The sequence below is a fragment of the Desulfocastanea catecholica genome, from assembly GCF_054657295.1.
This window is the reverse complement of record NZ_BAAHYZ010000119.1, coordinates 1-682: the sequence shown is the minus strand read 5'-3', so window position 1 is coordinate 682 and position 682 is coordinate 1. Positions and strand designations below refer to the sequence as shown.

General features: G+C 49.7%; 1 protein-coding gene. It reads left to right on the top strand.

Features of this window, described 5'->3' with window-relative positions; all coding sequences use genetic code 11:
• Positions 1 to 295 (top strand): winged helix-turn-helix transcriptional regulator (locus tag ACYQ8U_RS23125; RefSeq protein WP_459947917.1); only part of this gene is annotated, 295 nt, incomplete at its 5' end.
• Positions 296 to 682 lie beyond the last annotated feature (387 nt).

Here is a 682-nt window from a genome sequence, read left to right as displayed (position 1 = left end):
AGCACGGCAGCTTCTGGATCTGTCGAATCAGGATCGCGACAAGATCAGCGGCCTCGGCCGAGCGGCGGCATCAACCTTACAGGTTCACCGAGCGCTGATGGAGCATCCCATCGCCACCTCGGGCTCACTAGTAGAGAAGACTGGCATCACTCCGGCGACTGTCAACAAGGCGCTCGGCCACCTTGAGCAGCTCGGCATCGTAAAGGAGCTGACCGCTCAGAAGCGTAACCGCCTGTTCAGCTACGCGGACTATATCGAGATCATGAATCGCGGCACGGAACTGCCGAGCAGGTAGATCAATTCGATTCCGGTTTCCTCGTGCTCTCCATTTTGTATTGGCTATTTCAGTGTGCATCGTCAAATGGGTGGGCCTAACGCCATTTATCAAACGCGCAGTAACCCCCCTTCCTTCAGGTGGGGGGAGGATGTCAATTCCTCTACTCGATTGCCACGATATATTTGTCTTCTTCGTTCCAACAACAAATTTACCCAATTTCACTTTGATGAGCAGGCAAGACAACCTCATCATTATTTCATTATTTACTTATTTCACCAAATAAAATTGCCCTTCTGTCTGTCCTCTGTTGTTTTTACCAGGCTTTTTTGTTGATTTCCGGAGCGATGTTTGTGACAGATCGCCCACGCCAAGATCAACAAAAATGATTGAAAGATTTGAGACTCG